The organism is Streptomyces daqingensis (genome assembly GCF_014645895.1).
GTDB lineage: Bacteria > Actinomycetota > Actinomycetes > Streptomycetales > Streptomycetaceae > Streptomyces > Streptomyces daqingensis.
In genome coordinates this window covers 65,404-92,325 of sequence record NZ_BMMP01000009.1, presented here as the reverse complement: position 1 = coordinate 92,325, position 26,922 = coordinate 65,404, and the positions used below count along the sequence as shown (strand labels likewise).

The 26,922-nt window shown below is 69.8% G+C and carries 22 protein-coding genes; 7 read left to right on the top strand and 15 right to left on the bottom strand.

The features are described from left to right. Window positions 1-34: 34 nt before the first annotated feature. The 3 genes from IEY56_RS14900 to IEY56_RS14890 all read left to right on the top strand — a co-directional run bounded on the left by IEY56_RS14900 (window position 35) and on the right by IEY56_RS14890 (window position 3,294). Window positions 35-1,984 (top strand): ABC transporter permease, encoded by a 1,950-nt coding sequence (locus tag IEY56_RS14900; RefSeq protein WP_189037666.1) that lies wholly within the window; start codon window positions 35-37, stop codon window positions 1,982-1,984. A gap of 172 nt (window positions 1,985-2,156) precedes the next feature. After that, a complete protein-coding gene (locus tag IEY56_RS14895) occupies window positions 2,157-2,765 on the top strand; it encodes a TOPRIM nucleotidyl transferase/hydrolase domain-containing protein (RefSeq protein WP_189037830.1) in 609 nt (202 codons plus the stop codon). A gap of 124 nt (window positions 2,766-2,889) precedes the next feature. Further along, window positions 2,890-3,294: a hypothetical protein gene (locus IEY56_RS14890; RefSeq protein WP_189037665.1), complete on the top strand. Its 405-nt coding sequence runs from the start codon at window positions 2,890-2,892 to the stop codon at window positions 3,292-3,294. Between the two features lie 58 nt (window positions 3,295-3,352). Here IEY56_RS14890 and IEY56_RS14885 read toward each other — a convergent pair whose 3' ends face one another. From IEY56_RS14885 to IEY56_RS14875, 3 genes are all read right to left on the bottom strand, one after another. Further along, entirely contained in the window at window positions 3,353-5,635 is a 2,283-nt protein-coding gene (locus IEY56_RS14885) for an FdhF/YdeP family oxidoreductase (protein ID WP_189037664.1), read from the bottom strand. Between the two features lie 403 nt (window positions 5,636-6,038). Then, entirely contained in the window at window positions 6,039-6,695 is a 657-nt protein-coding gene (locus tag IEY56_RS14880) for a hypothetical protein (RefSeq protein ID WP_189037663.1), read from the bottom strand. Window positions 6,696-6,701: 6 nt separating this feature from the next. Next, window positions 6,702-7,547 (bottom strand): glycoside hydrolase family 16 protein, encoded by an 846-nt coding sequence (locus tag IEY56_RS14875; RefSeq protein WP_189037662.1) that lies wholly within the window; start codon window positions 7,545-7,547, stop codon window positions 6,702-6,704. A 391-nt stretch (window positions 7,548-7,938) separates the two neighbouring features. On the opposite strand from IEY56_RS14875, the gene IEY56_RS14870 reads away from it, so the two are divergent. Continuing rightward, window positions 7,939-11,814: an nSTAND1 domain-containing NTPase gene (locus IEY56_RS14870; protein ID WP_229711907.1), complete on the top strand. Its 3,876-nt coding sequence runs from the start codon at window positions 7,939-7,941 to the stop codon at window positions 11,812-11,814. Between the two features lie 86 nt (window positions 11,815-11,900). Here IEY56_RS14870 and IEY56_RS14865 read toward each other — a convergent pair whose 3' ends face one another. The 10 genes from IEY56_RS14865 to IEY56_RS14820 all read right to left on the bottom strand — a co-directional run bounded on the left by IEY56_RS14865 (window position 11,901) and on the right by IEY56_RS14820 (window position 21,559). Continuing rightward, window positions 11,901-12,797: a hypothetical protein gene (locus IEY56_RS14865; RefSeq protein ID WP_189037660.1), complete on the bottom strand. Its 897-nt coding sequence runs from the start codon at window positions 12,795-12,797 to the stop codon at window positions 11,901-11,903. A 203-nt stretch (window positions 12,798-13,000) separates the two neighbouring features. Next, complete coding sequence (locus IEY56_RS14860) at window positions 13,001-13,441, bottom strand: VOC family protein (protein WP_189037659.1); 441 nt, start codon at window positions 13,439-13,441, stop codon at window positions 13,001-13,003. Window positions 13,442-13,548: 107 nt separating this feature from the next. Further along, a complete protein-coding gene (locus tag IEY56_RS14855; RefSeq protein ID WP_189037658.1) occupies window positions 13,549-14,199 on the bottom strand; it encodes an HAD family hydrolase in 651 nt (216 codons plus the stop codon). 298 nt (window positions 14,200-14,497) lie between these two features. Beyond that, window positions 14,498-15,508 carry an ABC transporter substrate-binding protein gene (locus IEY56_RS14850; protein WP_189037657.1) on the bottom strand — a complete coding sequence of 337 codons (1,011 nt, stop codon included), beginning with the start codon at window positions 15,506-15,508 and terminating at the stop codon, window positions 14,498-14,500. After that, on the bottom strand, window positions 15,487-16,305 hold the full coding sequence (locus tag IEY56_RS14845) for an ABC transporter ATP-binding protein (protein ID WP_189037656.1): 819 nt from the start codon (window positions 16,303-16,305) through the stop codon (window positions 15,487-15,489). The genes IEY56_RS14850 and IEY56_RS14845 overlap by 22 nt, the downstream gene beginning before the upstream one ends. Before the next feature lies 1 nt (window position 16,306). Next, window positions 16,307-17,335 (bottom strand): FecCD family ABC transporter permease, encoded by a 1,029-nt coding sequence (locus IEY56_RS14840; protein ID WP_229711925.1) that lies wholly within the window; start codon window positions 17,333-17,335, stop codon window positions 16,307-16,309. 166 nt (window positions 17,336-17,501) lie between these two features. Further along, on the bottom strand, window positions 17,502-18,818 hold the full coding sequence (locus IEY56_RS14835; RefSeq protein ID WP_229711906.1) for an MFS transporter: 1,317 nt from the start codon (window positions 18,816-18,818) through the stop codon (window positions 17,502-17,504). Then, on the bottom strand, window positions 18,815-19,660 hold the full coding sequence (locus IEY56_RS14830) for a Rossmann-like domain-containing protein (protein WP_189037654.1): 846 nt from the start codon (window positions 19,658-19,660) through the stop codon (window positions 18,815-18,817). Before IEY56_RS14830 ends, IEY56_RS14835 begins: the two co-directional genes overlap by 4 nt. Window positions 19,661-19,759: 99 nt before the next feature. Continuing rightward, entirely contained in the window at window positions 19,760-20,767 is a 1,008-nt protein-coding gene (locus IEY56_RS14825; RefSeq protein ID WP_189037653.1) for a pyridoxal-phosphate dependent enzyme, read from the bottom strand. 9 nt (window positions 20,768-20,776) lie between these two features. After that, window positions 20,777-21,559 (bottom strand): class I SAM-dependent methyltransferase, encoded by a 783-nt coding sequence (locus tag IEY56_RS14820; protein WP_189037652.1) that lies wholly within the window; start codon window positions 21,557-21,559, stop codon window positions 20,777-20,779. Between the two features lie 537 nt (window positions 21,560-22,096). Here IEY56_RS14820 and IEY56_RS14815 point away from each other — a divergent pair. Together IEY56_RS14815 and IEY56_RS29080 are read left to right on the top strand one after the other, a co-directional pair. Next, entirely contained in the window at window positions 22,097-23,092 is a 996-nt protein-coding gene (locus IEY56_RS14815; RefSeq protein ID WP_189037651.1) for a GHMP family kinase ATP-binding protein, read from the top strand. Window positions 23,093-23,574: 482 nt separating this feature from the next. Further along, window positions 23,575-24,144 (top strand): endonuclease domain-containing protein, encoded by a 570-nt coding sequence (locus IEY56_RS29080; RefSeq protein WP_189037650.1) that lies wholly within the window; start codon window positions 23,575-23,577, stop codon window positions 24,142-24,144. A gap of 1,001 nt (window positions 24,145-25,145) precedes the next feature. Here the strand turns inward: IEY56_RS29080 and IEY56_RS14805 are convergent. Then, a complete protein-coding gene (locus IEY56_RS14805) occupies window positions 25,146-25,634 on the bottom strand; it encodes a GNAT family N-acetyltransferase (RefSeq protein WP_229711905.1) in 489 nt (162 codons plus the stop codon). Window positions 25,635-25,639: 5 nt separating this feature from the next. Then, complete coding sequence (locus IEY56_RS14800; protein WP_189037648.1) at window positions 25,640-26,419, bottom strand: GntR family transcriptional regulator; 780 nt, start codon at window positions 26,417-26,419, stop codon at window positions 25,640-25,642. A 152-nt stretch (window positions 26,420-26,571) separates the two neighbouring features. Here IEY56_RS14800 and IEY56_RS14795 point away from each other — a divergent pair, with 152 nt between their 5' ends. Then, on the top strand, window positions 26,572-26,922 hold the full coding sequence (locus IEY56_RS14795; protein ID WP_189037647.1) for an SCO3933 family regulatory protein: 351 nt from the start codon (window positions 26,572-26,574) through the stop codon (window positions 26,920-26,922).

The window sequence follows — 26,922 nt, the reverse complement described above, 5'->3', positions numbered from 1 at the left end:
CCGTCCCCGTCCCGTACGAAACCTGGAACCGCCGATGAGCCGCCTCTCCGCGCCCGGGACGCGCGCCCGCACGCGTCCCCCCGCCGTCCTCGCGGTGCCCGCGCTGCTCGCTGTCGCGTTCCTGCTGCTGCCGCTGGCCGGCATCCTCGCCCGTACCGAGTGGGGCGAGCTCGGCGCGCACCTGTCCAGCGACGGCGTCCTGACGGCGCTGCGCCTGTCGCTGGTGGTGTCGGGCTGGGCGCTCGCGGCGTCCCTGGTGCTCGGTGTCCCGCTGGCCTGGCTCCTGGCGCGCGTCAGCTTCCCCGGCAAGGCGCTGGTGCGTTCGCTCGTCCTGCTGCCGATGGTGCTGCCTCCGACCGTGGGCGGGGTCGCCCTGCTGCTGGGGTTCGGCCGGCGCGGCCTGCTCGGCCCCTGGCTGGAGGACGACCTCGGGATCGTTCTGCCCTTCCACACCGCCGGAGCCGTCGTCGCGGCGACGTTCGTCGCGATGCCGTTCCTGGTCATCAGCCTCGAAGGGACCATCACCGGGCTCCCGACGAGTTACGAGGAGACCGCTGCCTCCCTCGGAGCGTCACCTGTACGGGTGTTCTTCACCGTCACCCTGCCCCTGGCCGTCCCCGGTCTGGCGGCGGGAAGCGCCCTCACCTGGGCACGGGCGCTCGGCGAGTTCGGCGCGACCATCACGTTCGCCGGCAACCTCCCCGGCGCGACGCAGACGCTCCCGCTCCAGGTCTACCTCCTCCTGCAGGAGCAACCGGAGGCCGCGACCTCCGTCTCCCTGCTCCTGCTCGCCGTCGCCATGGCCGTACTCGTCGCCCTCCGGGGCCGCTGGGCCGGCGCCGCCGGCGGTACCCGGCCCGCTCGCGCCCGTCAGCCGGCGGAGGGCCCGGAGCCCGCTCCGGTCACGGACAGCCCCCCGGCTGCGGCCGCAGCGCCTCCGCAACGGCAGTGCTCGCTGCACGCTGACGTCACGGGCTTCAACGACCTCACCCTCGACGCCCCGGCAGGCACCACCATCGCCGTGGTCGGTCCCAACGGGGCGGGCAAGACGACCCTGCTGCGCGCGCTGCTGGGCCTCACCACCCGCGCCCACGCGCAGCTCCGCCTCGGCGACACGGACGTCACCGCGCTCCCCCCGCACCGGCGCGGAGTGGCCTGGGTGCCCCAGGACGGGGCGCTCCTCCCGCACCTCACCGCACTCGCCAACACCTCCTACGGGCTGCGCGCCCAGGGCACGCGGAAGGACGAGGCAGCACGCGCCGCGCAGGACTGGCTGGACCGGCTCGGCGTCGGGCATCTCGCCCACCGCAAGCCCGCGCAGCTCTCCGGCGGTCAGTCCCAACGCGTCGCGCTGGCACGGGCGTTGGCGGCGCGTCCCCGGCTGCTGCTCCTCGACGAGCCCCTCGCCGCGCTCGACCAGACCACCCGCGCGCAGGTCCGCCACACCCTGCGGACGCACCTCGACGGCTTCGGCGGAGTCTGCCTGCTGGTCACGCACGACCCCGTCGAGGCCGTCTCCCTGGGCGGCCGCGTGCTCGTCCTCGACGGCGGCCGGGCCCTGCAGGACGGCACGCCGGGCGACGTCTCGCGCCATCCCCGCTCCCCCTGGGTGGCGCGGATGCTCGGCAGCAACGCCTGGCCCGGGAAGGCGGCTCCGGACGGGACGCTCTCCCTCGCCGGAGGAGGCACCCTCGTCGTCGCGGACCCCGTCACCGAGGGGGCGCGGACACTGGCGATCATCGCCCCCGAGGCCGTCTCGCTGCACCGGCGGCGTCCGACGGGCAGCCCGCGCAACGTATGGCGCGGAACGGTCCGGGAGATCACCGCGGCCGGCAGCCGGCTCCGCGTGGTGGTCGACTCGGACGAGAGTCCCGAACTGGTCGCGGAGATCACGCCCCAGGCGGCGAGCGAGCTCGAACTCGGCGACGGCACCGGCGTGTGGACCAGCGTCAAAGCCACCGAGGTCACGGTCGTCGCTCTCTGAACGCGGCGGACACCGGCCCGTCCGCTCCGGCCTTCCGGACCGTCCGGGCGGAAATCGCCTACCGCGGCCGGAGGAAAGGCCGGAGACTCGTCCCATGGCAGAGACAGCTCGCAGGTCCGACGTCACGGACGCGGAGCCGGACGGCGCCGGAGGCGTGGCGGACGTCGCGGACGTGGACTCGTTCCGGGAGGCGGTCATCCGCTGGGCGGCCGGCGGCCCGGGCGACCGCGCACGCGAGCTGGCCGCGCAGGCGCCCGTCCGGACAGCGGTGCTCCTCGAAGGGCTGAGCGACGCAGCGGCAGTGAACGCACTGGCCGCCTGCCGTGGCCGGAACCTCGCGGCCGAAGGGGTCTGCGTCGTGCCGATGGGCGGCGCGATGAGCGTCGGACGCTTCGCCGAGCTCCTCGGCCCGCCCGGCCTGGGACTCCGGCTCACGGGCCTGTGCGACGAGGCGGAGCACCGCTTCTACGCCCGCGGCCTGGAACGGTCCGGAGCGGCGGGACAGCGGTTCTTCGTCTGCGCGGCCGACCTGGAGGACGAACTCATCCGCGCGCTGGGGGTGGAACGCGTCGAGGAACTCATCCGGGCGGAGGGCGACTCGCGCGCCCTGCAGACCTTCCTCCGCCAGCCCGCACAGCGGGGCCGCGCCCCTCAGCAGCAGCTGCGGCGCTTCCTCGGCACGAAGAAGGGGCGGAAGATCCACTACGGGCGCGTCCTCGTCGAGGCCCTCGCCCCGCACGCCACGCCCGCCCCGCTCGACGCCCTGCTCGCCCACCTCTGACGCTCACCTCGTACCGCAGACCGCTGACCCCACCCGCCGCAGACCGCCGCCCGGCCCCCGAGCCGGTTGTGACGACAGGAGACCGCCCGTGACGGAACCGGAACCGCAGCCGCGAAGGGAACCGATGCCAACGGCTACGCCGGACGCGGGCACGGGGCCGGCGCCCGAGCCGGGCTGGGTGCCCGAGGCGTGCACGCTGCCCACCGAGGAGCGCCCGTTGCGGCTCGCCGAGTGGGACGGTCTGTTCGCCACGCAGGTGGCCGCGCCGTCGCGGCACAGCCCCTCGCAGGTGCGTCTCCGGCTGCCGGGCGGCACCGAAAGCGCCTCGCGGGTACGGGAGTTGGCGGAGCGGGAGAGCGACTGCTGCTCCTTCTTCGAGTTCGCCGCCACCGCCGACGGGCCGTCAGCGGACGTGCTGCTGACGATCTCGGTGGACCAGGCGCACGAAGGTGTGCTGAACGCTCTGGCGGAGCGAGCGGCGGAGGCGGCCGCTCACCAGGGGCGTGGTGAGCGGCCGCCTCCGGGCTGACGCCGGGAGCGGGAGCGGGGCGTGCGCGGCACGGCACGGTGTCCGGCGCGCAGGCCCGTCACCTCCCGGCGGGTTCGAGCCGGCAGACGACGCCCTTCGACGTGGGCGTGTTGCTGATGTCGGCGACGCTGTCCAGCGGGACGAGGACGTTGGTCTCCGGGTAGTACGAGGCGGCGGAGCCCCGGGCCGTCGGGTACGCCACCACGCGGAACCCCTTGGCCCGCCGTTCCACGCCGTCGTGCCAGACGCCGACGAGGTCGACCTCCGAGCGGTCCGCGATGCCCAGCTCGTCGAGGTCGCCGGGGTTGACGAGGACGACCCTGCGGGCGTTGTGGATGCCGCGGTAGCGGTCGTTCATCGCGTACGGGACGGTGTTCCACTGGTCGTGCGAGCGCAGTGTCTGCAGCAGCAGATGCCCCTCCGGTGCCTGGAGCATCGTGAACTCGTTGCGGGTGAAGACCGCTTTGCCGCTCGGGGTGTCGAACTTCCTCTCGTTCACCGGGTTGGGCAGCTTGAAGCCCCCGGGTCGCGCAACACGGGCGTTGAAGTCCTCGAAGCCCGGCACGACTCGTGAGATGCGGTCCCTGATCGTGCCGTAGTCGGCCTCGAACTCCTCCCAGGGGACGGGCGTTCCGTCTCCGAGCGTGGCCCGTGCCAGCCTGCTGAGGATGGACACCTCGCTGAGCAGGTGCGGCGACGCGGGAGCCAGGCGGCCTCGCGAGACGTGCACTTCGCTCATCGAGTCCTCGACGGTGACGAACTGCTCGCCCGCCGCCTGGAAGTCGCGGTCGCTGCGGCCGAGGGTGGGCAGGATCAGCGCCGTCTCCCCGCAAACGGTGTGCGACCGGTTGAGCTTCGTGGAGATGTGCGCCGTCAGCCGGCAGCGGCGCAGGGCCTCTTCGGTCGCCTCGCTGTCGGGGCTGGCCCGTACGAAGTTCCCCGCGACTCCGACGAACAGCTTCGCCCGGCCGTCCCTCATGGCCCTGATGGCGTTCACGGAGTCCAGTCCGTGCCGGGCGGGCGGGGTGAAGCCGAACTCGTGGCCCAGGGCGTCGAGGAAGGGCTGCGGCATCCTCTCCCAGATGCCCATGGTGCGGTCGCCCTGTACGTTGCTGTGGCCGCGCACGGGGCAGACCCCGGCGCCCGGCCTGCCGATGTTGCCGCGCAGCATCAGGAAGTTGACGATCTCGCGGATCGTCGGCACTCCGTGCTTGTGCTGCGTCAGCCCCATCGCCCAGCAGACGACCACCTTCCGGGAGCCCAGGACGCGGGCGTGCACCTCCTCGATCTCTTCGCGGGTCAACCCCGTCGCCGTGAGGACGTCGTCCCAGCAGACCTGGCGCGCGTGCGCGGCGTACTCGGCGAAGCCCGTGCTGTGGGCGTCGATGAAGCCGTGGTCGAGCACCTCCCCCGGTGACTCGTCCTCCGCCTCCAGCAGCAGCCGGTTGAGCGCCTGGAAGAGGGCGAGGTCGCCGCCGGGCCGGATCTGCAGGAACTGGTCGGCGATGTCGGTGCCCCGCCCGAGCACGCCCCTGACCTTCTGCGGGTGCTTGAACCGCAGAAGTCCCGCCTCGGGCAGGGGGTTCACCGCCACGACCCGGCCGCCGTTGCGCTTGGTCTCCTCCAGCGCGGAGAGCATCCGGGGATGGTTGGTGCCCGGGTTCTGACCGACGACGAAGACGAGGTCCGCGTCGTGGATGTCCTGCACGCTGACGCTGCCCTTGCCTATGCCGAGCGTCTCCTGAAGCGCCGAACCGCTCGACTCGTGGCACATGTTGGAGCAGTCCGGCAGGTTGTTCGTTCCGTAGGAGCGGGCGAAGAGCTGCAGCAGGAACGCGGCTTCGTTGCTGACGCGTCCGGAGGTGTAGAAGAGCGCCTCGTCGGGGGAGGCGAGAGCGCGCAGTTCGCGGGCAAGGAGGCCGATCGCCTCGTCCCAGCTCACTGGCTCGTAATGGTCCGACCCGGGGCGCTTGACCATGGGTTCCGTCAGACGGCCCTGCTGGTTGAGCCAGTAGTCCGACTTCTGGTCCAGCTCGGAGACGGAGTGCTCGCGGAAGAAGCGGGCGGTCACGCGGCGCGAAGTGGCCTCGTCCGTGACGTGCTTGGCGCCGTTCTCGCAGTACTCGTTCCTGTGCCGCTTGCCCGGCGGCTCGGGCCAGGCGCAGCCCGGGCAGTCGATCCCGCCGGCCTGGTTGACGTTCAGGAGGGTGAGCGCGGTGCGGCGTGCCGAGGTCTGGCCGAGCGAGTAGCGGAGGGCGTTGGTCACGCCGGGCACGCCCGTCGCCCATGTCTTGGGCGGGGTGACGGACAGCTCGTCGTCCGGGTCCTCGTTCTCGCGCATCCCCCTGCTCTGCCCCTCTCCGGTACGTGCCTCGGATTCGCCCTGCCATGGCTTCCGCACACGCGGCACACCGCACGCGGACAGGCAGGCGCGAATTCGGCTGCTCTGTCCGCGTAACGACCTGTGTGCGGTGCTTACAGCGTCAGGCCGGGGAACAGCCGGAGTCAAAGAGCTCTCTTTGATGAGGTGATAGGCGCCGTCTATGAATCGCCTCTTCCGCGGTAGTGACGGACTTTCCGTTCACCGGCATGAGCCGTCCCGAGAGGGCGTACCCGCGGCTGCCCTGAACCGTGCCGCGGGTACGCCGGTCCTCAATGGGCCGACCGGCCGCCGGGCTCGGGGTCCGGCCCCCGGGCTCGGCCCGGCGTCCAGCCGTCGATGCGGCTGGCGCGTCCGACGGCGGTCAGCCGTTCCGGGACGCCGGGCCGTACGCCCCGTCCAGGTCGTCGGGGTCGTCGGACATCCAGCCGTCCGGAGGCGTGTCCGCAGGCCTCGCAGGTGTGAGGAACCACTCGCGGGCCGTGTCGCCCAGCACCGTCCACAGGCCGACGGCGTCGATGAACAGGACAGGCAGGGCACCGGTGTTGGGCGCCCCGAAGCCCACGGAGACGATGAAGGCCAGCAACTCGGCGACCATGAGGAAGCCGAGCCAGACGGCGAACACCACGCGGATCCAGGGGCGGCGCGTCCGTGCCAGCGCGACGCACAGGAGCGTGAACGCCGCCAGCCCCACACTGACCGCCGCCACCCCCCAGGCCGCGCCCATCGGCATGATCAACTCCTGGTTGTGCTCCTGCTTGCTGTAGTTCTCGGAGACGACCGCCCAGGCGCCGAAGACCGTCATCAGCGCGTGCAGGCCGACGATCACGAGTACGCCGACGACCGCTCCGGGCATGCGCTGCTTCATCTGCTTCACGGGCTCGGCCAGGGGACCACCGGACGGGCCGGCCACGGCAGCGGGACCGTCACCGTCCGGGCCGGACGCACCGGCCTGGCTGGACGGACCGGCCGGACTCGTCCCGCCGGCCGGACTCGACGTCGGGAACTGGGAATCGGTCATGGCAGATCACCTCGCGTTTTCGTTGTCCGGCAGGTCGTAGACACGGGCCCACGCCACCTCGTAGACGGCGCTCTGCATGCCGGACCCGTGGAAGTTGTCGAGCTGGATCGTCTGGTGCATGGACGGCGCGCACTGGATGCAGTCGCGGTCCTCGCCGGCGCCTCCGGAGAAGCGGAACCACTCCTCCCCGTCGACGAATCCGCGCAGGTGGTCCGGCGTCCACTCGACGGCGACGTTGTGCCACTGCGAGAGGTCCACACCGCACTTCTGCGCGAACTCCTGCTGCACGGGCACCTCTTCGGAGTGCGGATAGTGCAGGAAGGCCTCCGCGCACTGCTCACCCGGCGCGCCGTTCTCCAGGTAGTCGTACTCGCCGTCCCGAGGGTGCTCGTTCGAGTCCGGCCACAGGATCAGCAGCGGGTGGTACTGCCGCCCGTTGTCGGCGGCTGTGGCACGGGAGCGGACGCGGGCCTCCCACCGGCCGTAGCGCTGGCCGTACGCCGAGGCCAGCCAGCCGGAGTCGCCGTCCTCCCGCCCCGTCATGCGCAGTACGTGGCCGACGACGCGCGTCCGCTCTTCGCAGCGGCGGCCGTTGCCGCCGTGTCCGGGCCAGCACTCGCCGGGGCCGCCGCCCGCGAGGCGCCACCTGCCGCGGTCCGGCACCGCGGGGTCGGACTCCGAGCCGTACTCGAACTCGTCCGACCATTCCGGCAGGGGATCGCCCCACCCGTACCGCTCGGCGGCGGTCGCCGGACGCTGCGGGGCGGGCTGCGCCGCTGCCCCCAGCGCCACCGTGAGCGCGACCGCGCCCAGCCCGACGGCCAGGCGCCGTACGCGAGTTCGTCCGTACATGACTCCCCTTCAGCCTGCCGCCCCTCAGAGCGGCGAGGACGGCGGACCGGGCCCCTCCCCCGATGGCGAGGCCCGGATCCGCCGTGGCCTGTCCGGCCACCACAGGCATTCGACCGCCGCCGGTCTTTGTTCGGCAGCCCCTCCTCCCGCACCGAACAACGCGGCGGCAAGAGCCGGCGAAGGACGGCGACGGACAGGGGCGCCGGACGGGCCCCGCCCGGCCGGAACTCCAGGACGTCGAGGCGAACTCCCCGCGTGCCGCCCGAGGTTGGCCCGGACCGCGGTTGCAGCCGTCCCCGTCAGTGCCTACCGTGGGCGCCCGGGCAGACGCGCTGGGTGACACGCCGGGTGACGTCCCAGCGGCATGGGGGAACGGGGGCGGGGCGGGGCAGTGTCAGGACGACCAGGGCCGGGGCGCAACGAGGGCGATCTGGATCCGGACGCAGGACCGGTCCAGCGGTTCGCCGCGGGACTGCGCGCGCTGCGCGAGTCCGCGGGAAGGCCCACCTACCGGGTGATGGCCGAGCGGGCGAAGTACGGAGTGACCACCCTGTCGCAGGCCGCGGCGGGCAAACAGCTGCCGACCCGCGCGGTGGCGCTCGCCTACGTCAAGGCATGCGGCGGCGACGTGGCCGAGTGGGAGCGGCTCTGGCGCGAGGCGTCGGCCGAAGCGGCCGCCGGAAGCGCGGAGAACGACACCGCCCGCGCGCCCTACCGGGGCCTCACCCGCTACGAACCGGACGACGCCGCGCTGTTCTTCGGCCGCGACCAGCTCGTGGAACGGCTCACCGAGCTCAACCGCAAGCACCGCTTCACCGCCGTCTTCGGCCCCTCCGGCAGCGGCAAGTCCTCGCTGCTGCGCGCCGGCCTCATCCCCCGGCTGCGCACCCCCCGAGACGGGGAGGGCGGCGACAGCGGCACCGCCCCCGCGGCCGTACGCATCCTCACACCCGGAGCGGAACCGCTGCGCACACACGCCGAACGGCTGCTGCCGGCGCCGGACACCGACGCCGACACCTGGCTGATCGTCGACCAGTTCGAGGAGCTGTACACCCTCTGCTCCGACCCCGCGGAACGTGACGCCTTCACGGACCGCCTCCTCGCCGCCACCGCCGCCGGCAGCCGGCTGCGCGTCGTCATCGCCGTACGAGCCGACTTCCTGGGCCGCTGCGCCGAACACCCCGGTCTGACGGCCGCGTTGCAGGACGCCACGCTGCTCGTCGGGCCCATGAGCCGAGCGGAGCTGCGGGAGGCGATCGTCCGCCCGGCCGCCGCGGATTCCCTGATTGTCGAACGCGCCCTCACCGACCGCCTGCTGGACGAGGTCGAGGGCGCCCCCGGCGGGCTGCCGATGATGTCCCACGCCCTGCTGGAGACGTGGCGCCACCGCAGCGGCCGGGCCCTCACCGAGTCGGCGTACGAGGCGGCGGGCGGGCTGCACGGCGCCGTCGTCCGCACGGCCGAGCAGGTATACGGCGAACTCACCCCGCCCCAGGCCGAGATCGCCCGCCGCATCCTGCTGCGTCTGGTCGCCCCGGGCGAGGGCACGCCCGACACGCGCCGCCCCGCCGAGCACGCGGAGCTCGACTTCGGCGACCCCGCCGACACGCGTGTCGTCCTGGAGCGCCTGGTCCGCGCCCGGCTCGTCACCTTCGACGACGGCACCGTCGACCTCGCCCACGAAGCGCTCATCAACGCCTGGCCGCGCCTGCGCGCGTGGATCGACGCCGAGCGCGACCGGCTGCGCGTCCACCGGGCCCTCTCGGAGTCGGCGCGTACCTGGCAGGCGCTCGACCGCGAGAACGCCGCGCTGTACGCGGGCAGCCGGCTGAGCGCCGCACGCGACGCCTTCATGCCGCGGGACGCCGCGCACCGCACCGCACAACGCGCGGACGGTGACGACGCCGGCGGCGCCGAACTCACCCCGCTGGAGCGGCAGTTCCTCTCAGCCTCGCTCCGCCGACGGCATCGCGCCGTGCGGCTGCGGCGTACCGTCGTCGCCGTGCTCGCCGCACTGGGGCTGCTCGCCGGCGGCACCGCCGTCGCCGCCCTGCAGGCGCGGGCCACCGCGCAGGCCGAGCGGGACGACGTCGTCTTCGGCCGTATCACAGCCGAGGCGGACGGTCTCCGCGAGACGCACGCCGGGCTCGCCGCACGGCTCGACACCGCCGCCTACCGCATGCGCTCCACTCCCGACCTGCGGACCCGGCTGGCTTCGGACGCGGGCCGCGTCCTGTCGACGAAGCTGCCCGGCCACCGCGGCGTCGTCAGCGCCGTCGCCTACACACCCGACGGGCGCACCCTCGCCGGCGGCGGCCACGACGGCACCGTCCGGCTGTGGGACACCGCCGCCCGTCGCGGCAAGGCGTCCCGTCCGGCGGACTCGGGCAGCCCCCTGGGCCGGCCGCTTCGTCTGCGTACGGGCCGGATCAGCTCGGTCGCCTTCTCGCCCTCGGGCCACCTGCTGGCGGCCACGGGTGACGGCGGCACGATCCGCCTCTGGGACGTCCGCGACCGGAAGCGGCCCCGCCCCGCCGGCCGGCCGGTGACGAGCCACGACGAGAAGCACGTCGTCTCCGCGGCCTTCTCCCCCGACGGGAAGGTCCTGGCCACCGCCGGCGACGACGCCACGCTGCGGCTGTGGGACGTACGCGACCCGGCCCGTCCCCAGCCCGTGGGCAAGCCCGTCGAGGCCGACGAATCGGCGCATCACAGCGTCCGGGACGTCGCGTTCTCCCCCGACGGCGAGACCCTGGCCACCGCCGGCTACGACGAGACCGTGCGCATGTGGCGCTACGACGAGGACGGGGCCGAACCGCTCGGCAAGCCCCGGCGTGAACACACCGAACCCGTCTGGACGCTGGACTTCTCCCCAGACGGCAAGACCCTCGCCAGCGCCGGCTACGACGAGACCGTACGGCTGTGGGACGCGTCCGACCCGGACCGGCTCGAACCTCTCGGCGACCCGCTCACCGCGCACACCTCGGCGGTCTTCTCCGTCGCCTTCAGCCCCGACGGGAAGGCGCTGGCCACCGCCGGCGAGGACGACTCCCCGATCCTGTGGAACGTGGCCAACCCCGCGTATCCGCAGCAGCTCGGCGAACCGCTGACCGGCCACACCGAGGCGGTGTGGGAAGTGGAGTTCGGCCACGACGGCCGCACCCTCGCCACCGCGGGCGCCGACCGGGACGTCCGCCTGTGGCACCGGCCGCCGGCCGTCCTGACCGACTTCACCAACCCCCTGACCTCCGTCGCCTACACCTCCGACGGCCGCACGCTCGCCACCGCGAGCACCGACGACCTGCTGGTCCGCCTGTGGGACGTGCGAGAGCCGGGCCGCCCGCGCCGGGCCGGCACGCTCACCGGCCACGAGGACGACGTGCGGGCGGTCGCGTTCGCCCCCGACGGCCGCACGGCGGCCAGCGGCTCGATGGACGGAACGGTGCGCCTGTGGGACGTGTCGGACCCCGAACACCCCACGCCCGCCGGCGAACCGCTGAAGGCGCACGACGGCGGCGCCCTCACCGTCGCGTTCGCCCCCGACGGCCGCACACTCGCGACCGGCGGGAACGACGACACGGTGCGGCTGTGGGACGTACGGCGGCCGAACCGGGCACGCCAGCTCGGAGAACCGCTGCGCGGACATGAGGACAGCGTCGTCTCCGCGGACTTCGCACGCGGCGGCCGCACCCTGGCCACCGGCAGCGAGGACGGCACGGCACGGCTGTGGGACGTACGGCGGCCCGGCCGGGCACGCCCCGCGGGCAGCGCCCTCACCGGCCACGAACGGGCAGTCCACGCCGTGGCCTTCGCCCCGGACGGCGAGACCCTCGCCACCGGCGGGGAGGACCGCACGATCCGGCTGTGGGACGTACGACGGCCCGACCGGGCACGCCCGGTGGGGAGCCGGCTGGACGGACACCGCGGGGCGGTGCGGAGCCTGGACTTCGCCCCCGACGGCGAGACCCTCGCCACCGGCGGCGGCGACAGCACCGTCCGGCTGTGGGACGTCGCGGACCCCGCCAGGGCCGGGCAGTACGGCCAGGAGCTGGCCGGGCACGTCGACACCGTCACCTCCGTCGCGTTCAACCCGAAGGGCGGCACCCTCACCTCGACGAGCTACGACCTGACGGCCCGGGTATGGACCCTGGACCCGGACCGCGCGGCGTCCTACGTCTGCGACCGCACCGGCGGCGTCCTCAACCGGTCCGACTGGCGCGAGCACCTGCCGCAACTCGGCTACCGGGAGGCCTGCGAGGAGCGCTGACCGGCGCGGGGCGCGTGAGCGTCAAACGCGCCCCGCGCCCGCACGCCGGTCCGGCGGCCTGCGGGGCGGCGCCGGCGGGGCGGCGCTCAGGGAGCGGCGAACTTCAGCACGGCGCCGTCCTTGTTGTGCGCGAGGACGGTCACGGCCACCTCGTCCCCGAACGAGGCCACGCCTCCGACGCCGCCCAACTGCATGATCGTGCCGCCCGAACTGAACGTGACGGACTCCTCCGAGACGGAGATGTGCACGTTCACCCCCTTGGCGGTGACGTTCTCCGTCGAGGTCACCAGGATCTCGCACGCGCCGTCCGTGCAGGCGCTGGTCTTCTTGCCGTCCGCCGCCTTCGGCAGGGGACCGGTGGAGGCGGGCGCCGGAGCATCCTCCTCCGGTTCGGGCTTCCAGCCGGGGGCGCACTGCTTCGCACGCTTGTGCGCGGCCTTGAGCTGCGGGTCCTTCTTCATCAGCGCGGGAAGGCCCGGCTTGGGGGACGTGAGGGACTGGACGTGCTCGTCCACGTCCTCGGCGCTGCCCTCGGCGTCGTCGAAGGCGTCACCCGGGGACACGTCGTCGAGTTCGGACACGACGCGCTTCAGCTTCTTCCGCCACTCTTCGAGCAGCCTGTCCGCCTTGGGAACGTCCGAGCTGCCGAACTCCCCCATGTCGCGCTCCACGTCCTCCACGACCGTGGGCGTGTGCGAGACGTAGCCGACGGCGAGGACTTCGGCGCCCGGACCGTGCTCGTCCGGGTTCCTGATCTCCTTCAGCTGCGCCGCGCTCTCCTTGCGGACCGCCTTCAGCTCCGCCGTCGACTCGCACATGTCGCCGACCCACTCCACCAGCTTCTTCGACGGCGGCCGGGTCGGCGTGGCGTCAGCCGATGCCTTCCCCGACGCGTCCGCCTTCCCGTCCGCGCCGCCCCCGCAGCCGCCCGACACCAGAACCAGCCCGGCGGCCACCACCGCGGTACCAACCCTCTTGAACACCGACGACCCCTCTCCTGTGCATGACCCGTCCGGACGCCCACCTTTCGGCCGCCCAGGACAACTCCAGCTCAGGAGCGCATTGTTCGGAAACCGGCTCCGCCGCCGTGAACAACCACCGGCCCCGACGTGCCGGCCGGCCCGGAGGGCCACGAGCTCCGCGTCCCGCCCGGCGCTCGCCTCGAAGGGCTGCGGAGCCTTCCCCCTCAGCGCAGTTGCTCGGCCAGGCCGACGATGATCCCCTCCGGACCACGGACGTAGCAGAGCAGAAAGATGTCCTCGAACCGGGCGACCTCGCCGAGGAGTTCGGCGCCGTGAGGTCGCAGGCGGGCGACGGTGTCCTCGATGTCGTCGACGGCGAACATCACACGGTGCGTGCCCACGATGTTGTGCGGCTGGTCCCGCGGCCCGGTTCTGACGGCGGCGGGGCTGAGGTACTTCGCCAGTTCGAGCCGGCTGTGACCGTCCGGGGTGCGGAGCATCGCGACGTCGCAGTGAACGCCCTCCAGCCCGGTGCACTTGTCAGCGAAGGGCCCCTCGACCTCCGCCCTGCCCTCCAGCTCCATACCGAGCTCCACGAAGAACGCGACGGCGGCGTCCATGTCCTCGACGACGATGCCGACGTTGTCCATCCGCTGAATCGCCATGCTGCTCTCCCTTTCTCGGTGCGCCCGCTGCCGGCCGCTGAGACCCCTGGGACGGAGCCGCCGTCGGCGTCTCGACATCCACTCACACAGAACCTCGTACAGCTGGCTCAATCGGTGCTGTGTCGGTTCGCAGTCGGACAGAACCGGCGTAGGGACTCGCGCAGATCCTCGGAATCGCGATAGAGCACTCCCGCCATTCCGAGCCTGACGGCGGTCTCTACGTTCGCCTGCCGGTCGTCCACGAAGAGGCAGCGATCGGGGGTGGCCCTTGCTCGCTCTGCGGCGATCTCGTATATGCGGGCGTCCGGCTTGGCACTGCCGACACGGGCACTGTTCACCACGTCGTCCGCCAGGTCGGCGATACCGAGTTGAGCAAGATCGTCGTCCAGCCACGTGGTTGCGTTGGTCACGAGGACGACGGTGCAGTGCTCTCGGGCCTCGCGGAGAAGGGCGACCGCTATCGGGTCCACCCAGACCGGGGTCTGGGTGAAAGCATCGGCCAACCCACGGGCGTCGGCCTTAGGAATGCGCTCCGCGAGCGCGCGGGCGATCGAGTCCGCCCACTGCTTCTTGGTGATCTGCCCCAGCACCAGGGCCGTGCCGTTCTCCGGGCCGAACGCCGCTGCGGCCGTGCTGCCCGCTGTTAACCCCGCATCGCGCTCAAGGCGAATCACCTCGGCATGGTCGAAGAATCGGATCACACCGTCGAGATCGCACAGGACGGCGTCACAGGGCTGGCGGGTGAATGCCTCAGTCATCCGATCTGGATACCACCCTGATAAAAGCCCGGGGTGCTCATTCCGAACTCAGCACTCGCCCCCAGCGATGGAGGGCGGTCACCACCGGCACTACTGCCCTCCGCTGCTGTAAGGCACGACGAAGCCCCCGCCGGATCCCGGCCCCCTCGCGGGGACTGTCGTCGCCGACCGCCACCTGCGCGTCACGGTCCGCGCGACTGAACCGGCACGTCGATGCACTCGGCTTCAGTCGCTGGTCAGGGTTGCCCCTGTCGGCCGCCTTGCTGCAGTCGAAGAATGACGGTGCTTCTATGCACGGTCAGCGCGTCAGTTCACGCAAGTACTTTCCGAACCTCTCCAGGCCGTCGATGTTGCGGGGGCCGCTGATTCCCTCGTTGTAGTCGAGGATGAAGAAGTTGTTCTTCTTCACGGCGGGCAACTCCCGCGTCTGCGGTGACTTCTTGAGGAATTCGATCTTCTTCTTTGCGGGCTTGTCACCGTAGTCGAGGATGACGACGACCTCGGGCTCGGCCTTGGTGACGCTCTCCCAGTTCACCTGCGTCCAGCGCTGGCCGAGGCTGGAGAAGATGTTCTTCCCGCCGGCCTTCCCGATGATGTCGTCGGGCGGGACCTGGCCCCCCGCCGTGAAGGGCTGGTCCGTGCCCGAGTCGTAGAGGAAGACCGGTACCGGGCTGCCTTTGGGCGCCTTCGCCTCCACCGCTTTCTCGCGCCGCTTGAGGTCATCGACGACCTTCCTCGCCTTCTCCTCCACCTTGAATATCTTCCCGAGCCGCTCCAGGTCGGTGTACAGGGCTTCGAAGGGCTTCTTCTTCTCAGGGTGCTTCGGGTAGTTGTAGCAGCTCTCTGTGTGCATGAAGCTCTGGATCTTGAGCTTGTCGAGTATCTCGGGTGTGATGCCGCGCTGGTCGCTGAAGCCGGAGTTCCAGCCGGCCACGACAAAGTCGGCCTTTGCGTCGACGACGACTTCCTTGTTGAGGAGATCGTCGCTGAGCTTCTTCACCTTGGCGTATTCGGACGCCCACGGCGACTCCTTCACGGGAGGGTTCGCCGGTGGCATCACATAGCCGTGCACGTGGTCGGTCAGTCCGAGGCTGAAGAGCTTGTCGGCGCTGCCGCCTTCATAGGCGACGGTGCGCTTGGGAACGGTGTATTCGACCGGCTCGCCGCACCTCTTGACGGTGGTCTTCTCGGACTTCTTTCCGTCGGTCACGACATCGGCACCGCATCCGCTGAGCAGGAGTGCGGCAGCCGCGGTCGATCCGGCAACGGCGCGCCGCCATGGATGGTTCAGTGGCCGGGCGAGGGGCATGAGGTGTCACTTCCGTCCGGTGATGGAGGGGTGGGGGTGAGGGAATAGAGCAGTTGCGGATCGCCGGTCAGCGGGTGGCTGACGACGGTTGTGCGGACGCCGAAGACGTCGTGAACCAGTTCCGGCGTCAGGACCTTTTCGGGAGCCCCGTTGGCGACCAGGCATCCGTCGGAGAGCACGCCGAGCTGGTCGCAGGCCGCTGCGGCGAGGTTGAGGTCGTGCAGGACGACCAAGGTGGTCAGACCGGTGCTGCGCAGCAGCGACAGCAGCTCCACCTGATGACGTACGTCGAGGTGGTTGGTCGGCTCGTCGAGGACGAGGATCTGCGGCTCCTGGACGAAGGCGCGGGCCACGAGAACGCGTTGACGCTCACCGCCGGAGAGCGTCAGCACGCCGCGCCGGGCAAGGTGAGAGATGTCGAGCTGCTCCATGGCCCGCTCGCACAGCTCCCGCTCCCTGGCACTGAGCACCTGGTTGCCCCGGATGTGGGGCGTGCGGCCCAACGCGACGACCTCCTCCACGGTGAAGTCGAGTTCGACCTCCCCGTCCTGAGCAAGGGCGGCGACCATTTGGGCACTTCGCCGCATGCTCAGATGGGAGAGTTCCTCCTCACCGATCCGCACGGTGCCGGAACTCGGCCGCAGGGCTCGGTAGATGCACTTCAGCGCGGTGGACTTGCCGCTGCCGTTGGGCCCGACGAGGCCCACGCACCGGCCGTCCTGCACGTTCAGGGAGAGGTCGTGCAGGAGCTTCTTGCCGTCGGTGACGACGGAGAGCCGGTCGAGGGTGAGGTCCATGTCAACGGCCTCCGAACATGTAGGCCTTGCGGCGCATCAGCGTGACGAAGACCGGGACACCGACCAGTGCGGTGATGACGCCGAGGGGCAGTTCCCGCGGGGCCACGAGCGTTCGGGCGACGAGGTCCGTCCACACCATGAAGACGGCTCCGACGAGGGGGCTGACCGCGAGTACGCGCGCGTGCGTGGACCCGACGACCATGCGCACCAAATGGGGCATGACCAGGCCGACGAAACTGATGGCACCGCTCACGGCGACCATGGCACCGGTCACGAGCGAGATGAGGACCAGGAGTTGCTTGCGGTGCCGGTCAGGGTCGACGCCCAGGCTCGCCGCCGTCTCGTCGCCGAGCGCCATCACGTCCAGGGCACGGCCGTAGCGCCGCAGCACGACCAGGCCGAGCAGCACCGCCGCGGCCACGGCGGGCAGCGCTGCCCACGTCACGGCGCCGAAGCTGCCCATGGTCCAGTACAGAACCGTGCTGGTGGCCTCGCTGTTGGGGACCAGATAGATGATCACGCTCATCACAGCCTGGAAACCGAGCGCCATGGCGACGCCGGTGAGGATGAGGCGCAGCGGGGACATCCCGGCCCGACTGGCGGCAGCTGCGTACACCATGGCGGATGCCGCCAGCGCCCCCAGGAAGGCCCCGGCGGACACGGCGTAGACACCCAGAACCGCGAGCCCTCCGGTGACGGTGACGCCGACCGCGCCCACGGACGCCCCGGAGGAGACGCCCAGCACGTACGGGTCGGCCAGCGCGTTGCGCACCATCGCCTGGACGGCGACGCCGACGGTGCTCAGCCCGGCCCCGACCAGGGCGGCCAGGAGTACGCGTGGCGTGCGGATCTCCCAGACGATCTGATAGGTCGTCGCCTCGCTCGCGCCGATCTTCCCGCCGGTCAGGGCCGCCCACAGGTACCAGGCCGTGTCGCCGGGAGTGACCACCGCGGTTCCGAGGCCGATCGCAACGACGACCGACACCAGCAGCAGAGCGAGGAGGACGAAGCAGGTCGTCGTCAACCGCATACGTGAGGCGGAGGATTCGGAACCTCGGGCGCCGGGAGCCTGGTTCGCCTTCCCGTCCGGGATGCGGCAATCGCTGCTCACCGGCGGCGCCGGGGATGCTGACGGGCGCATACGCACTCCTCTCCGGGACGGACGGTGGACGCCGTGTCCGTCGTGAGTGAGCCGGTCACGGGGTCGCGGACGTGTCGGACGACTCAGGGTTCTCCGTGCCGTCCTCGCCGGTGTGTTCGTCGCCGGAGAGACGCGAGACCAGGAAGGCAGCTCCCAATGCCGCCGCCATGAGCGCCCCGAAGGCCAAGGCGATTCCGGGATAGCCGGCGAGGCCGAGGCCGGCGCCGCCGAGGGCGGCCCCGACGAAGACACCGAGGCTCATCCCTGCGGCATTGATGCTCAAGGCGGATCCCCGCAGCGCCCCACAACGCCGGACGAGCAGACTCACAGCGCACGCGGCGACGACCGCGTGACTGGCCGCGTGGAGCGAGGTGAGCACAAGAGCCAGCGGAAGCCAGTGCGTGAAGTAGAACCCGACGACGGAGGCCAGAGCCGCGACGAGGCCGAGGATCAGCAAGTGCTCCGTACGCACCCGAGGCCCCGCGGAGTTCGTGAGCCGTCCCGTGAGGAGGTTGCTCGCGAAGAACGAAGCACCGCTGAGCGTCCACACCAAGGAGAAGAGACCCGGGTCGAGTTGGAAGCGGCTGTCGTAGTACGCGGCCAGATACGCCAAGTACCCCATGAACACGGCCGTGCGGAGAAGGGAGATCAGCAGCAGCGGAACGGCACCCCGCACCGCGGCAAGGGCCATGAAGGAGGCGAGGTAGCTCAACTTCTCCCCGCCGTCAGCCTCTTCCTCTCCCTCGACGCGGGAGCGGCCGCGCCAGGAGAGAAGGATCACCGCGAGCAGCAGCGAGACGGCTGTGACCGCGAGAAGGTCTCCCTCCCACCCCCAGAACACCGCGGGCAGCGCGATCACGGGCGCCGCCAGCATCGCCGTCATGGACTGGGTGGCCGTGACCAGCGTCGCCGCTCTGCCGGCCGCCTTCCCGGAGCCGAACCGGTCGGCTGCCGCCGCGGTCAGAGCCGGATTGAGCACGGCTGTCCCAGCCCCGACGAGCAGGCAGAACGCCACCAGGAGGATGTATTCGCCGCTCGCCCCGAGAGCGGCCGACACCGCCAGTACTCCGAGCCCGCCAGCAGCGGCCCACTCCTTCGGCACCCGGTCGATCAGCGGCGCCAGAGCCGTACCGACCAGCAGGGCCGCCAGGCCCCCGAGTCCCCGGAGCCCGCCCATCGCCGCGACGCTGCTTCCGGACTCGTCCGCGATCGGCACCAGATACGTGCTGAAGACGGTGAAGGGCAGCAACCCGACCGCTGAGGCCAGCAGTATCGGCCACAGCGTGCGCGTCATCTTCAGGTCGCCCGGAAGCTGCTCATCGGTGTCCTGACCGTCGCGCTTCATCTGTGAAGTCCCGGCGCCGACGCTCACGATGCCTCCTCTAGTCCCGCCGCGAAGCTGTCGGCCCGGTAGCGGTACAGGGCGGTCGCGTCCGCGCTGAACTGCGAGAACGGGAAGGCCTCGGCCGACAGGGCGGTGACGCCGCTGGACAGGAACGCGCGGGCGACGGCACTGCCCGTCTGCGCGTAGACCACCAACGGAACGTCGTTCTGCCTGCAGTGCTCGAGAATCAGGTCGAACGTGCCGTTGCCGAGGGTCATTCCGGTGGCCACCACAGCATCGGCCTGCTCGAGAACCTCGGTCATGTCGTCCGAGACGGGTTCACCCCACTGGGTCGTGCGCAGGTTCAGGTCACAGGGCAGACAGACACCGCCCCGGTCACGTATCGCTTCGATCAGCGGATTCACCACACCGATCAGAGCCACCTTGGCACCCGGCTCAAGGTCGAGCAGTCCGGCGATGGCGGCGTCCCGCGCCCTCGCCCGTATCTCCGGCGTTCCCGAGGGCAGCGTGACCGGTTCGGCCTCACCGGCCTCCCGGTGAGGCCGAACGCGCGAGAGATAGGCGTCCAGCGCGGCGATGCGGACGGAAGCGGACTCGCTGCGCAGGAGTGTCTCCAGGGTGGAACCGGAGGCGTTCTCGCAGAAGTCGGAGCTCACCTCGCCCGCTTCGAAGGAGCAGGCTCCGAAGCTCTCTCCCACGCGCAGCAGGAGATAGTGGTTGTGGTATGTGACGTCGCCGCCCGCCAGTCGCGTGGTGTGGTAGAGCCAGAAGGCGCTGGTGACGGTCACGTCCTTCGGATCCGGGCCGTAGGCGCCCTCAAGTATTCCCTCGGTGAGTTCCGCCACGGTGTGCGGCTTCGGGTAGGGCATTCTCAGTTCTCTCGTCGAGTGGTGAATGTGTCTGGCTGCTCTGCGAGCAGGGAGCTGGCCGTCGTTGACGAGCCCGGCCAGGTTCGTTGTCGGCCGGTCTCAACTGCCGTGCGCCGGCGGGGATATGTCGCGCCAGTTCGCCGCCGACCAGGGGGGTTTCAGTTCGTCGAGGGAGGCGATCTCGTGCGGCCTCAGGGTCTCGATGTCCCTGGCACCTCGGTGCTGGGCGTAGGCGTCCTCGACGTAGCGGTGGCCCGTGTCGGCCGCGATGAAGACGTACGTGCGAGAGCCGTCTCCGCGCCGTTCGCACAGGGTGGTCAGGTACGCCGCTCCGGCCGACAGCCCGGCGAATATGCCGGTGTTTCGCAGCAGTTCGACGGACCCCGACAGGGCGCATTCGAAGTTGACCCAGTGGATCCTGTCGTACAGGTCGTGCCGGACGTTCTTGAACTCGATGGCGCTGCCGATGCCGGCGATGATCATGTCCGGGTCCGGTACGTGTTCCGAGCCGAATGTCACGCTACCGAAGGGCTGTATGCCCACGACGGACACATCCCGTCCGGCTTCCCTGAGATAGGTGGCGATGGCCCCGGTCGACGCCCCCGATCCGACGCCGCCGACCAACGTGACCGGCCCCGCGGGGATTTCACGGTCCATGTCATCGGCGACCTCGCGGTAGCCGTAGTAGTGGATCTCGTCGTGGTACTGCCGCATCCAGTGGTACGACGGGTTCTCCTCGAGGATTTCCGCGATTCGGCGAACCCTCAGTTCCTGGTCCAACCGCAGGTTCTTCGAGGGCTCGACCTGTTCCAGGGTGGCGCCGAGAATCTCCAGCTGTATGCGGAGCGTGCGGTCCACGGTCGTGGAGCCCACGATGTGGCAGTTGAGCCCGTAGCGGTGGCAGGCGAGCGCAAGGGCCTGCGCGTAGATGCCACTTGAGCTGTCGATGAGCGTGTCGCCAGGCTTCACGGCTCCCGAATCGAGCAGATGACGAACCGCTCCCAGGGCCGAGTAGATCTTCATCGTCTCGAAACGCAGGCAGATCAGATCCGGCTCGAGACGGATCAGATCGGGCTGCTTGATCGCTTCCGCTATGTGTGAGTGCATCCCCGGGCCTCAGACCGCTGCGCTTCGGCGCAGCTTGAACAGGAAGGTCTGCACGTCGTCCGTGTTCCACGTCTGATGGTGCATCACCTCCGGGAAGAACCCGGAGGTGATCGCGTACGCGACGATGTTCCGCAGCTCGGAGGTGTTGGAGACGATGAAGTAGATCTCGCCGTCGTCCACCAGCAGGTCCCGCTGCACGATCTGGTCGAAGAACTGCCGCACTATGCCGATGCCCACGCACACGTTCCGCACGACGGCCGGGTCCTCGCTCACCGTCTCCCGCACGGCGGGCGGGTTGAAGGTGATCACGTCGAACTGCGCTCCGTCGGGCACGCTTTCGAACAGGTCGGAGACCCAGGGGTGGAAGAGGGTTCCGGGCTTGTCGCCCACGATGCGCTCGTAGGCTTCCGTCATCGCCCGCACGCTCTCGGGGTCGATGTCCACCGCGTGGACCTCCTTCGCCCCGCGGAGCCCGGCGACGACCGCCTCGACACCGAGGCCGACCCCCATCGCGGCGTACGACCTGCCGCCGACGGGGATGGTCCCGTCCAAGATGCGGTCGTGGATCATCCGGCTCGTCTCTCCCGGCGTGAAGACGCCGGGAGGCATTTCGAACGTCCACTCCCGGTACGCGTACGTGCGCCACGTGTGCAGGTCCGCCTTCGGGGTGTTGAGGGCGATGATCTCGGCTGCTGGAAGCGTGTGCGGAAGGGTTTCGTGAAGAGCCCACGCCCTATCCGCTGTCGGGTCGTCGGCTGAGAGTGCTGTCCTCGTACGGTTCTGCTCGCCCATGGCTCCTCCTGCTGGGGTTCTTCCTGCGGGTTCCGTCTCCGCCGGCCGCGCCGTTTCGTCATGACGCGCGCCTCCCGGAGGAGGTGAACTCCGAGGCAGCCCGCCGCAGCTCTCGCATCCCGGAGTCGCACACCCCGATACGGCACGACTGAAACCGGGCGGCTGCCTGGTGCAGCGAGCATCAGTTAAATGGAAATGATTGTCAAGAGCAGTTTGCCGCCGCACGCCGTCGACAGCACAGCGAGGTGACTCGCGTCCGAGGACGCCCATGCACGCAGACGCCGCCGACTTGCCTCATCACACTCGGATGAGTTAGAACGATTATCAGTTTCATCTGATACCCCGGCGTGACCTCGATGCCGCCCTCGCCACACCGCCAACTGATCTCGCCCGTACGCGAGAAGACCCCGTCCCCGCATGGCCTTCAGCCGGGCTCTTGCATGGTGTGCGGTCCCCTGAACCCTCAGATGCCTTCACGTGATGTGACGTCGAGCCGGCCGGCGGCAGGTGCACGGAGGCTCTCAGACACGCGCACCCATGCGTTCGCACAGCTACGGCTACGAGGAGGCGACGCAGGAAGAAGAGAGGAAACACGTGAAGCGCTCCCACGACGTGACACCGCGACAGGGGCTGACGGGCACTGGTACGGCCTTCGGCACCTTCGGCGAACTGCTGCAGGGTGTGCTGCCGGGGGATGGTGGCGACTTCCTCGTGACCCTGCCGGTCGCCCGGTGGAGCATGGCGACGTTCCGTCAGGACCCGGGAGCCGACGGGATCACCGTACGGCCCGAGCACAAGAAGAAGGCCCTGCGACTGGCGCACTTGATCACCGAGGAGGAGCGACGTCCCGTCAGGGGCATCCTGACCGTCAGCAGCGTGATCCCCGAGGGCAAGGGACTGGCCAGCTCCTCAGCGGACCTCGTCGCCACCGCGCGAGCCGTGGCGAAGTCCCTCGGTACTCCGATGCCGCCCCGCAGGATCGAGCGGCTGCTGGCCCGGATCGAACCGACGGACGGCGTTCTCTACCCGGGGATCGTCGCGTTCCATCACCGGGAGGTGCGGCTGCGCGCGGTCCTCGGATCCCTTCCGGCGATGACCGTGGTGGGGATCGACGAGGGGGGCGCGGTTGACACCGTCGCCTACAACCGCATCCCGAAGTCCTACTCCACTGCGCAGGGTTACGAGTACGCCCGTCTGCTGAACAGGCTCATCGACGCCATTCCGCGTCACGACCTGGCAGAAGTGGGCAGGGTCGCGACCCGGAGCGCGCTGATGAACCAGCCGCTCCGGTACAAGCGGTCACTTGAGCCGATGCGGGAGATCTGCAGCGAGGTGGGCGGTCTCGGCGTGGCCGTCGGGCACAGCGGCACGACTCTCGGAGTGCTCCTCGACTCGCGGGACCCGTCCTGCGCGCGCAGGACCACCGCGGCTGCCGCGGCATGCGCCGAACTGGCCGACCGTGTCGCGGTCTACCGCACGCTCAGCTTCTCCGCCATGCGAGCGCCCACCGCCGAACCCCTGCTCACGGCTTGAGGGAGGGGCCCGGGGGGGGGGAGCGCCGCGTCGCGTCAGGGCAATTCGAAAGGCAGCGCCATCCTCTTCGTCGCCGTGCGCGCGAGAGTTTCTGGACCCTTTCGTGCGGGGTCCGGATCGGGCTGCCCAGCCGGGGATCATCATGGGCCGGGTCGTCGACACAAGAAATCCCGTCCGATCTCCATGATCGGACGGGACCTCGTCAACCGTTCTCCAGCCAACTCAAGAACGGCCCGCTGTGGACCTGAGGGGATTTGAACCCCTGACCCTCTCGTTGCGAACTATGGGCACGACGGTCGCTGAGGTCACCTCGCCCGGTCAGCTGGCCATCTGAAGCCACCACCGTCCGGCAGCGGTCGCGGTGGTTGCTGTACTTCGCTGCTGTACAGCAACCACTCCTAAACGGGTTGACCTCAACACGCTGTAGTAGGCCCCCTGCACTTGGCTTACCGATTGTCGGTGGCGATGCCTAGCCTGCGGTCGTGGATTGGCTGACCGACGGAGAGATCGCCGAGCTTACCCAAGAGGAGTTCGACGCTTGGGTGGAAACTTTAGAGCCGTGTGCGACGTGTTCGGACAAGCTCTGGCGCGTGGATGCGGGCCCCAAGGGCAGGGTGTGCCCGGAGTGCCGCAACGCAGGACGGCAAGCGCGCCGGCACAAGCTGACCCGCGCTCGCGTCAATGCGATCCTCAGAGCCCAAGACGACACATGTCCGCTGTGTGGCAGCGTCTGTGGTGACTTCTGGGAGGGGCCGTCGTGGTGGCACATCGACCACGACCACGCCTGCTGTCCAGGCCCGTCCTCGTGCGGAGAGTGCGTACGAGGACTGCTGTGCAGAGACTGCAACACACGCGGCTTGTCGTGGTACGAGCAGCTCACACCAGAAATGCAGACGTGGGATCACGTCAACGCCTACCTCGCCGATCCCCCTGCACGTAGACCTGAAGCGGTGGTGCTGTTCCACGGCGATCTTCACGGAGTGCGCTCACGAGACGGTTCGTTTGCCAGCTGGCGGTCCATTCGACCGTTGCAGCCCAGTGATCGATCTTGAAAACCGTCGTGAGGTGATCCCTCACCGTGGGTTCGAATCCCACCGCCTCCGCTCGCTGAGCAGTGAAACGGCCCCCGACCAGGGAAATTGGTCGGGGGCCGTTGTCGTGGGGCGCTGCCCGCAGGTGACCGTGGTTCCCCGCTGTTTCCCGCTGGATGGGGCACGCGAGGGGCACGGCACCTTCTGATCCGTAGCTTAGGGGTGCCGAGAGTTGCCGCGCATCGGAGACTGTCATGCCGCCAACTGCTCTGCCTGGCACGTGTATTCGAATGTGAACAGCGAGAGCCGATCACCATGTACCCTGGGATCGGCTCTCACGCAACGAGTCACCCCCGCGGGACCGCAAAGTCATAACCCGAGGAGGTGAATTCAATATGTGTGACGGTCACAAGAAGGATCGGTGGGCGCTGATCAATCTGTTGATCAAGGTCGCCAACCTGTTGATCAGGTTGGGTCTTCTGATCGTGCGTCTGATGAACTCGCTCTAGCGATCCGGCCCGTTCCCCCTGCTCCCACAGGGGGGCGGGTCTTCTTGTGGCCCTTGTTGTCTTGCCTCAACCCTACATCTGGCCTAGGCCACCCGTATGGTTGAGGTAACACCGTGATGGTACACAACATTAGCGCACACGGCACGCGACGTTGCGAGTGTGCTCAGGTTGCGCACCGCCCCTGAGGTCGGCGCAACGGCTTTGGGGTGGAGCTGGCTTGGAGCGAGAGATCATGGCCCTTACGCTTCCGCGAATCGGGCTGGCTCCTCGCCTGCCCGCAATAGCCCGATCTGGGCCATGATCGTAGAGGCTCGCTCCAAGTTGGCTCCGTAAAGCCGTGGAGTCGGCCGTCCCAGCCACGATGGCGCCCCTCTTCTGTGGCTTGCCTCCGCGCGCGGGCCGGCGGCCGGGCCGGAGCGGGGCGGAGACATGAGCGTCGGCCCGGCGGCAAGCCGGGCCGCGCGGCGAGCGGAGCGAGCCCTTGATGAAGTAGGGAAAGTCTTACCGCGCTGTCTACGTGGCTCTCTGGAAGAGGGCTCCCGAGCGGCGGTGTCCTAGGTCGACCTTCCTGACGAAGTCGAAGCCGTGATCGCGGTAGTAGCGGTGCAGCCCAGCGTTGTCCTTCCAGGCGTCCAGACGAAGCCACTTCTTCCCCTGCTGGGCGGCGCGTTTGGCTGCCCAGTCGAGCATGACGCCACCCAAGTCCCTGCCGGCCGCTGTCCGGCTCATGGCCATGCGGTGCACGTACAACGCGTCATGAGGGTGGTCGGTGTCTCGCCAGAACTCGGGGTCCGCGTGCTCGTCGACCGTGATGGTGCCAAGGGCCTGGTGAGCCTCAACGAGAAGGAAGCACTCCCCGTGGCTCAACGCATGCTCGATGCGGTCCCGGTGCGGAGGGAACTGCCATTGATCGATCCCTCGCGAAGCGAGCCACTCGGATGCCTCGACCAACAGCCCCTCAACGACTGCCAGTTCATCGGGCCTGGCTGCCCTGATCTCCATGCCCGTCATGCTTCACTGTCCGGCTGTGCCTCTCGGCGCCGCTCGTACGAGATCACGTGTCGGTCCCCTGGATAGACAGAGATCGCGACGCGCACAGGCTTGCCATCTTCGGTGTAGCCCGTACACACGTGGTACGCCACGGGGGTCCCGGGGCCAAGTTCGAGGCGACGAACTTCATCTGGCGTGGGCATCCGGACGTAGATCTCATCGATGGCTCGGACTTGACGGAAGCCCAGTTCAGCCAACGTCTCGTTGGCACCTGGGGTGATGTTCTCCGGACGCATGATGGCTGAGTCCCGCACGAGGTCGAGCGGGAAGAAGCTGTCGTTGATGTTGAACGGCTCGCCATCGAGATGCCGAACGCGCCGGCGGGCCACCACGAGTTCGCCCGACTCCAGTTGCAGGCGCTTCGCTACCTCACCGGACGGCTCCCAGATGCTGACCTCGATCTTCTGATCCGGGGCTCTGCCTTCGTGCTCGGTCATGAAGGCGTCCATCTCCGGCGTGTACGGCCGGGGACGGAACTCCGCCTGAGGGCGGACGACCATCGGCTTCCGATCCCGTACGAAGTGGCCAACCGGCCGGGCAGAGATGATCAATCCCTCGTTGACCAGGATCTCCAGGGCTGCTCGCACGGTCCCGCGGGTGACGCCGTACTGGTCCGTGAGCTTGGCCTCCGTTGGCAGCTTGGCGCCGGGCGCAAGCGTGCCGTCCGCGATCTGCTGACGCAGGTCGTCAGAGATCTGCTGCTTGTACGTGCCGCGTCCGACCTTCTTGACTGCCATGCCCTCCATGAAACCGCTGGTCGTTCACATTGTCCAGCCAATGCAACCAATGCTCTTGACGCCAGGGGCACACCGCGTCATCATCTCAACTGTTCGCATTGTTCAAACAATGCAGACGATGACTCACTGTCCCTGGATCAAGGAGCACGCTCATGCGTCAGATTCCCGTCGACACTTCCGCCGCTTCGATCATGGCGGCTCAGCCTCCGCAGCCGAAGGTGGCCAACCGGCAGACCGGTGAGATCGCGCTGGACCGTGAGACCGGCGCCAAGCTGATGACCGTGGACGTGATGTTCGTCCTGGACGGCAACGCCGAGATCATGACCGTCGTCATCCCCGAATCCGGTGTCCCGGCCGATCTCGCCATGGGCACCCCGGTGGCCCTGACCGGTCTGGTGGCCCGGCCGTGGGAGAACGAGTTCAACGGCCAGAAGCGGCACGGCATCAGCTTCCGCGCCGTCGCGGTCACCTCCCTCGCCGACGCTGGTGCGAAGGCGGCCTGA